General features: G+C 61.6%; 8 protein-coding genes. 7 read left to right on the top strand and 1 reads right to left on the bottom strand.

Translation table 11 applies throughout. The annotated features are described in order from the left end of the window. On the top strand, positions 1-600 hold a 600-nt coding region (locus tag ACGVJ8_RS01860; RefSeq protein ID WP_392345221.1), incomplete at its 5' end, for a DUF3172 domain-containing protein. Here ACGVJ8_RS01860 and ACGVJ8_RS01855 read toward each other — a convergent pair. Further along, positions 591-1,580: a LysR family transcriptional regulator gene (locus ACGVJ8_RS01855; RefSeq protein ID WP_392345220.1), complete on the bottom strand. Its 990-nt coding sequence runs from the start codon at positions 1,578-1,580 to the stop codon at positions 591-593. The two genes, ACGVJ8_RS01860 and ACGVJ8_RS01855, sit on opposite strands and share 10 nt — an antisense overlap. An 80-nt stretch (positions 1,581-1,660) precedes the next feature. Between ACGVJ8_RS01855 and ACGVJ8_RS01850 the strand changes: the two genes are divergently transcribed. From ACGVJ8_RS01850 to ACGVJ8_RS01825, 6 genes are all read left to right on the top strand, one after another. Then, positions 1,661-2,392: an NnrU family protein gene (locus tag ACGVJ8_RS01850; protein WP_392345219.1), complete on the top strand. Its 732-nt coding sequence runs from the start codon at positions 1,661-1,663 to the stop codon at positions 2,390-2,392. Positions 2,393-2,426: 34 nt separating this feature from the next. Next, positions 2,427-4,436: an NAD(P)H-quinone oxidoreductase subunit 5 gene (locus tag ACGVJ8_RS01845; RefSeq protein ID WP_392345218.1), complete on the top strand. Its 2,010-nt coding sequence runs from the start codon at positions 2,427-2,429 to the stop codon at positions 4,434-4,436. Between the two features lie 91 nt (positions 4,437-4,527). Further along, complete coding sequence (locus ACGVJ8_RS01840) at positions 4,528-6,165, top strand: NAD(P)H-quinone oxidoreductase subunit 4 (RefSeq protein WP_392345217.1); 1,638 nt, start codon at positions 4,528-4,530, stop codon at positions 6,163-6,165. Between the two features lie 67 nt (positions 6,166-6,232). Beyond that, on the top strand, positions 6,233-6,634 hold the full coding sequence (locus tag ACGVJ8_RS01835) for a lipopolysaccharide assembly protein LapA domain-containing protein (protein WP_392345216.1): 402 nt from the start codon (positions 6,233-6,235) through the stop codon (positions 6,632-6,634). A 58-nt stretch (positions 6,635-6,692) separates the two neighbouring features. Continuing rightward, positions 6,693-7,595: a segregation/condensation protein A gene (locus ACGVJ8_RS01830; protein WP_392345215.1), complete on the top strand. Its 903-nt coding sequence runs from the start codon at positions 6,693-6,695 to the stop codon at positions 7,593-7,595. 46 nt (positions 7,596-7,641) lie between these two features. Next, the coding region (locus tag ACGVJ8_RS01825; protein ID WP_392345214.1) for an NDP-sugar synthase at positions 7,642-7,989 on the top strand (348 nt) is incomplete at its 3' end.

The raw sequence follows: 7,989 nt of genomic DNA, 5'->3' as shown, positions 1-7,989 counted from the left end.
CCGCGGGATGACCGCTACGACCGCGGTGAGCGTGATCGCTATGACGCTCCACCCCGGGGTGGATACGGGCGTCCTCCCGGCCCCGCACCAGGTGGTGGAGGCGGCCAGGACGCCCTTCAATTCAGCACCCTCACCGTAGCCGTCTTGGCAGGGGTTCTCGTGGTGGGGATCGGCATCGGCAGCGCTGTCACTAGCACCACCCAGGGCGACCAGGGGAACATCGCCAGCTCCCAGCAACTGGACATGGCCGTTCCTGACCCGGAGTTCTGCCGCCAGTGGGGGGCGAGCGCTTTCGTCATGGACATCGAGATGTACACGACGCTCAACCCCTCCAGCAGCTTTGTGACCCAGCCAACGCTGCAACCGGGTTGCGTGATCCGTCGGGAAAACTGGTCGGTGCTGCGCAAGGAGGGGGCCATCACCGCCGAGCAGGAGCGTGAGTGCAAACAACGAATGAACACTTTTGCCTACATCGGCTCCGTTCGGGACAGGCCCGTGGTGCGCTGCGTCTACCAAACCGATATCAGTGAGAACAAATTCCTGACCCGAGGCGTGGCAGATGACGCTGTGGGCGTCACACCAGAGGCCGATCAGTTCTGAACCAGTTGCTCCCCGATCGCTTCAGGCACGACTTTCGCTGCCTGGCGGATCGGGCTGTCAGCACTGGCAAAGACGGGCAATACATCATTGCGGAAGGCCACCGAAGCACGTGAGCAGTAGCGGGCGGAATGGGTGATCAGCTTGAGCTGGCGCCGCACCTGCAGATCAGCCACCTGGGGCCGATGAATCGTGCCTGCCGATAACTCCCGCTCGATCGACACCACGGGAACAAAGGCGGCACCCAGGCCCGCCTGAACTGCATTCTTGATGGCTTCTAGCGAATTCAGCTCCATGTCGATGCGCAGGCGCTGCACATCCAGGCCGGAACGAGCCAGAAGATGGTCGACCATCTTCCGGGTGGTGGATTGCGCATCGAGACAGACAAAGCCAAGGCGATACAGGTCTTCCTTGGTAAGTTCAACCAGCCGGGCCAAGGGGTGCTTCACCGGCAGCACCAGCGCCAGCTCATCACTGGCGTAGGGCACCACCTGCAGCAGCTCATTGAGTTCCGCCGGCAATTCACCACCGATAATCGCCAAGTCGATCTGACCGTTGGCCACACTCCAGCCCGTGCGTCTGGTGCTATGGACCTGGAGCTGCACGGAAACGTCCGGATATTTCTGGCGGAACAAGCCGATCATCCGGGGCATCAGATAGGTGCCGGTGGTCTGACTTGCCCCCACGATCAGGGATCCGCCTTTGAGGTTGTGGAGATCATCCAGGGCCCGACAGGCTTCGTGGCACTGGCTCAGGATCCGGTCGCAGTAACTCAGGAGCAGATGGCCAGCTTCAGTGAGCTGCGCTTTGCGCCCGCCGCGATCAAACAACGACACCTCCAGCTGCTTCTCCAGGTTCTGGATCTGAAGGCTGACGGCGGGCTGGGTGACGTAAAGACTGTCAGCGGCTTTCTTGAAGCTGCCCTCACTGACAATCGCGCGAAGGATCCGCAGCTGGTCGAGGGTGAACGGCAGATCGGCCACCGCGGAACACCCGGAGGAACAACAGAATTTAGGACCGCCACGTCCGCCAGCCAGAATCACGCCCTTCCAACGCAGCCACCATGGCCTCCACCCACCACAGCAGCGTCGTGATGCTGGTGCTACTGATCCTGTTTGCGGTGATTCACAGCGGTGGGGCTGCACTGCGCAGCAGGGCTGAAGCCGTGATCGGAGCGCGGGCCTGGCGCCTGATCTTCGCGGCAGCCAGCATTCCCTCGGCTGTGGTGGTGATCGGATGGTTCCTGGCCCATCGCTACGACGGAGTGCGGCTGTGGAATCTCCAGGGCGTGCCTGGGGTGATTCCGCTCGTCTGGATCGGAACCGCCATCAGTTTCCTCTTCCTCTATCCAGCCACCTACAACCTGCTGGAGATCCCGGCGGTGCTGAAACCGCAAGTGCGTCTTTACGCCACAGGAATTATCCGCATCAGCCGCCATCCCCAGGCCATCGGGCAAATTCTCTGGTGCCTCACCCACGCCCTCTGGATCGGCAGCAGCTTCATGCTGGTGACCTGCGTGGGCCTGATCGGCCATCACCTCTTCGCCGTCTGGCATGGCGACCGGCGCCTGAAGACCCGCTTCGGCGAGGCCTTTGACGAGCTCAAGGCCAGCACCTCAATCGTGCCCTTCGCGGCGGTGCTGGATGGACGCCAGCAGCTGCAGTGGCAGGAATTCGTCCGACCGGCGCAACTGGGCATCGCCATCGCCGTCGGCGTGTTCTGGTGGGCCCATCGCTTCATTCCGACGGCTGCCGAGTTGATGCGCAATTCAGCACTCCAGAACCTGCTGGGCTGAGCTGCCTACACTCGCTTCAACCTGCTTTTTGCGGATGCCCTCGGCCGAGGAACTCGCCTGGCTCATTCCCGTTCTGCCCCTGTTCGGCGCTGTGCTGACCGGGTTGGGATTGATCAGCTTCAACCGCACAATCAACCGATTGCGCAAACCCGTTGCGCTGCTGTTGATCTCCTGTGTTGGCGCAGCTGCTGCCCTCAGCTACAGCATCCTGTTCAATCAGCTCAATGGCGCCCCGCCCGTCAAGCATCTGTTCGTCTGGGCCAGTGCCGGCAGCTTCGTTCTGCCAATGGGCTACGTGGTAGATCCACTCGGGGCAGTAATGCTGGCGCTGGTCACCACCATCGCCCTGCTGGTGCTGGTCTATTCCCACGGCTACATGGCCCACGACAAGGGATATGTGCGCTTTTTCACGTACCTGGCGCTGTTCAGCAGCTCCATGTTGGGACTGATCATCAGCCCCAATCTCCTGGAGATCTACGTCTTCTGGGAACTGGTGGGGATGTGCTCCTATCTCTTAGTGGGCTTCTGGTATGACCGCGACGGTGCCGCCCACGCCGCTCAGAAAGCCTTTGTGGTGAACCGGGTTGGTGACTTCGGCCTGCTGCTGGGCATCCTTGGACTGTTCTGGGCCACCGGAAGCTTCGATTTCCAGGGAATTGCCGATGGTCTGCAGAACGGCCTAGCCGCCGGAACCGTGGCGCCATGGGCAGCGCTGCTGCTCTGTCTGCTGGTGTTCATGGGTCCGATGGCCAAGTCGGCCCAGTTCCCCCTCCACGTTTGGCTGCCCGATGCCATGGAGGGCCCGACGCCGATTTCTGCCCTGATTCACGCCGCCACGATGGTGGCCGCAGGGGTGTTCCTGGTCGCCCGCCTCGATCCCCTCTACGCCCATTTCCCCGTCGTGCAAACCGTGATCGCCATCGTTGGCACGATCACCTGCTTCCTGGGGGCCTCCATTGCCCTCACCCAGATGGACCTCAAGAAGGGTCTGGCCTACAGCACCATCTCCCAGCTCGGTTACATGATGTTGGCGATGGGTTGCGGTGCCCCGGTCGCCGGCATCTTCCACCTGGTGACCCATGCCTTCTTCAAGGCGATGTTGTTCCTGGGATCAGGCTCCGTAATCCACGCCATGGAGGAGGTGGTGGGTCATGAGCCAGTCCTCGCCCAGGACATGCGTCTGATGGGCGGCCTGCGCAAGAAGATGCCCGTCACCTCGATCACCTTCTTCATCGGCTGCATCGCCATCAGTGGCATTCCGCCCCTGGCAGGCTTCTGGAGCAAGGACGAAATTCTTGGCCAGGCCTTCAACAGCTACCCGCTGCTCTGGGTGGTGGGCTTCCTGACGGCGGGGATGACGGCCTTTTACATGTTCCGCCTCTATTTCCTCACCTTTGAAGGGGAGTTCCGCGGCAATGACACCGCCATGCAAGCCCAGCTGCTGAGCGCCGCCGGCAAGGAGCCTTCCGAGCACCACACCCATGGCGGCAGCGTGCACGAGTCGGCCTGGCCGATGGCGGCCCCCTTGGCGGTGCTGGCGGTGCCTTCTGTGCTGATTGGCCTGCTGGGCACCCCCTGGAACAGCCGCTTCGCAGGCCTTCTCAATCCAGAAGAAGCCCTCGAAATGGCCGAACAGTTCAGCTGGGGCGAGTTTCTACCCCTGGCGGGCGCCTCCGTGGCCATCTCCGTTGCCGGCATCACCCTGGCTGTTCTGGCTTATGCCCTGCGTAGGATTGATCTAGGGCAGTTGGTGGCAGGCCGCTTCCCGGCGGTGAATGCCTTCCTCGCCAACAAGTGGTACCTCGATGTGGTGAACGAGAAGCTGTTCGTTCGCGGCAGCCGCAAACTGGCGCGGGAGGTGCTCGAGGTGGACGCCAAAGTGGTGGACGGCGTGGTCAACCTCACCGGACTGCTCACCCTCGGCAGCGGCGAAGGTCTCAAATATCTCGAGACCGGACGGGCCCAGTTCTATGCCCTGATTGTGTTCGCGGGCGTGATCGGCCTGGTGGTGCTGTTTGGCGTCATCGGCGGACCAATCGCTTAGAGCCCATCGCCCATGTGTGTCATCGCCTATCGAGGTCATGACACAGCGGCCATGATTTCTACGATCCATCCAGTAAGAATCGGATCACAGCGTGTTCGAATTCGCAGTCGCCGGACTCAGCAATCCTGTGCAGGCCACCGTTCCATGGCTGAGCCTATCGATCCTTGTGCCGATTGTGGGGGCCCTACTGGTTCCCCTGGTTCCGGACAAAGGCGAGGGCAAACAGGTGCGCTGGTACGCCCTGATCGTGACGCTGATCACCTTCCTGATCACCGTTGCGGCCTACCTCACCGGCTATGACCCCAGCCTGAGCGGCCTGCAGCTTTCCGAACGAGTGAGCTGGCTGCCGGATCTTGGCCTCACCTGGGCGGTGGGAGCCGACGGGCTCTCGATGCCGTTGATCCTGCTCACCAGCTTCATCACCAGCCTGGCCTGCCTGGCGGCGTGGCCGGTGAGTTTCAAACCACGGCTGTTTTATTTCCTGCTATTGGCCATGGACGGCGGCCAGATCGCGGTGTTCGCCGTGCAGGACATGCTGCTGTTCTTCCTGGCCTGGGAGCTGGAATTGATCCCGGTGTATCTGCTGTTGGCCATCTGGGGCGGCAAGAAACGCCAGTACGCCGCGACCAAATTCATCCTCTACACCGCTGGCAGCTCACTGTTCATCCTGTTGGCCGCCCTGGCCATGGGCTTCTTCGGGGGCGGCACCCCCAGTTTTGAGTACACCGCTCTTGCGGCCAAAGACTTCGGCACGGGCTTTCAACTGTTCTGCTACGCCGGGCTGCTGATCGCCTTCGGCGTGAAGCTTCCGATCGTGCCCTTGCACACCTGGCTGCCGGATGCCCATGGCGAAGCCACGGCACCGGTGCACATGCTGTTGGCCGGCATCCTGCTGAAGATGGGCGGCTACGCCTTGCTGCGCTTCAACTGTGAACTGCTGCCAGCGGCCCACTCTCAGTTCGCCCCACTTCTGATCGTGCTGGGGGTGGTGAACATCATCTATGCCGCCCTCACCTCCTTCGCCCAGCGCAACCTCAAGCGCAAGATCGCCTACAGCTCGATCAGTCACATGGGCTTCGTGCTGATCGGCGTGGGCAGCTTCAGTGCCCTGGGCACCAGTGGCGCCATGCTGCAGATGATCAGCCACGGCTTGATCGGCGCCAGCCTGTTCTTTCTCGTGGGTGCCACCTATGACCGCACCCACACGCTTCAGCTGGATGAAATGGGAGGCATTGGCCAGAAAATGCGAATCATGTTCGCGCTCTGGACGGTATGTGCCCTCGCCTCCCTGGCCCTGCCCGGCATGAGTGGCTTCGTGAGCGAACTGATGGTGTTCGCTGGTTTCGCCACGGATGAGGCCTACACCCTGCCCTTCCGCGTAGTGATCTGCGGGCTGGCCGCTGTGGGCGTGATTCTCACACCGATCTACCTGCTCTCGATGCTGCGGGAGATCTTCTTCGGCAAAGAAAAGGAAGAGCTGGTGTCCCACACCAACCTCGTGGATGCTGAGCCACGCGAGGTGTACATCATCGGCTGCCTGCTGGTGCCGATCATCGGAATCGGGCTCTACCCCAAGCTGATGACCGACAGCTACCGCAGCTCGATTGAAGCCCTGGTGAACCGCAACCTGGGTGCCATGGAACAAGTGATCTCACCAACGGCCCCCTTGATTCGAGGTCAGGCCCGAGTCCCGGCGGTGATCCAGGCCCCTGCCGTGGGCGCGTCATAAATCACGTATCGATTCCGATTCATTCCCACCCAACTGTCCGTAAGTTCCAGGGGATCGTTCCCCTGCCATGCGTCAGATCAACTTCGGCCTGATCTTCAGCTTCGGCCTGATCACGGTGTTCTTCACCCTGGCGAACACCAACCCCACGACGATTCACGTGTTGCCCAGGGTCGAGTACACCCTGCCTTTGGCGGGTCTTCTGCTGCTGGCAGCGGGGTTAGGAGCCGTCTCCGCCTGGTTCTTCGCCGCCTGGACCGGCATGCTCAACAACGTTGAACAGTTCAGCAAGGCGAACGAATACGAAGCTCAGCAGGTGCGGATCCAGGAACTGGAGACCGACCTCAGCCGCTACCGCTCCACTGTTGAAACCCAGCTGGGCCTCCTCCCCGCGACCGCCGTCAGCGCGAGCAGTGCTGCAACCGACGCCAGCGACCAAGCGGAGGTCACCGATGCCAGCAGTGCAGCCTGAGGCAGCACTGGCGACACCGATTGAGGACCGATACCTTGCCGGGAAAGGGTGAATTGACTTGCTCCAGGTGGCCTCCAACGACGGCGCTGATACTGGAGCCCGCCTTGCGATTCGACTACTGCAGGACGCAGCGGAGCGGGGCGATCTCAATCCCTGGGATGTGGATGTGATTGCCGTCATCGACGGCTTTCTGGATCAACTCCGGCAACGCATCGAAGTTCCCGGGCAGGTGGCGGCCGCCCTGGCCGGACGGGGCGGCAGCTACGAGCGGGACCTGGCTGACAGCAGCGAAGCCTTTCTGGCCGCCTCCGTGCTGGTGGGACTCAAGGCGGAGATGCTCGAAACCAGCATGTTGTCGCCGCCGCCCGAAGTCGAAGATCACTTCGACGCCGACTTCGATGAGCAAGGTTGGCTGGATTCAGCCTTTGATCTGCCCCGACGGCCGGAACGCCATCTGCAACGGCGTCCTGTGGCGCCACCGCCATTGCGTCGCCCCGTCACCCTTGGCGAGCTGATCGAACAGCTGGAATCGATTGCCGAGCAGCTGGAATCAGACGAACTCGAGGCACACCACCGCAAACGGCAAAAGCGCTACAGCAACCGTGAAGCCATCGCCCAAGTGGCCGGGCTGGCCCACCGCGAAAAGCTGCCGGAAACAACCGCAGCACTGGGGGTGTTTCTGAACGGTTGGGAGACCGCCCTGGACTGGGTGGGCTTCGATCAACTGGTAGACCAGTGGGAGGTGGCCGCCGCCGCGGACCTGGACCGCGACCGAGTCGGGGTGTTCTGGGCCCTGCTGTTTCTCTCCTCCCAGGGCCGGGTTGAGCTGGAGCAAGAGGGTTGGCTCCACGGTCCGCTGCGACTGAAATTCATCCCCGCAAGTGGCACTGCAACGCAACTGCCGATCCACAGCCTTCAGGTGCCAGATCCGTCGCAGACCCGGACGGTTGTGGTGGCCTGAGACCGGGTCTATGATCGGTATCTTGTATTGACCCGACCAAACGCCAATGAAGGCGATGATTCTGGCGGCTGGCAAGGGGACGCGGGTCCAACCGATAACCCATGTGATCCCCAAGCCGATGATTCCGATCCTGCAGAAGCCAGTGATGGAGTTTCTGCTGGAACTGCTCAAAGAGCACGGTTTCACCGAAGTGATGGTGAACGTCTCACACCTGGCCGAAGAGATTGAAAATTACTTCCGGGATGGCCAGCGCTTCGGGGTTGAAATTGCCTACAGCTTTGAAGGACGGATTGAAGACGGCGAACTGATCGGCAATGCCCTGGGGTCTGCTGGCGGGCTCAAAAAAATCCAAGATTTCCAGAACTTCTTCGACGACACTTTCGTGGTGCTCTGC

The organism is Parasynechococcus sp. (assembly GCF_042954245.1).
Classification (GTDB): Bacteria; Cyanobacteriota; Cyanobacteriia; order PCC-6307; family Cyanobiaceae; genus Parasynechococcus.
Note: the sequence above shows the minus strand (reverse complement) of the source record. Positions and strands in the feature narration are given on the sequence as shown.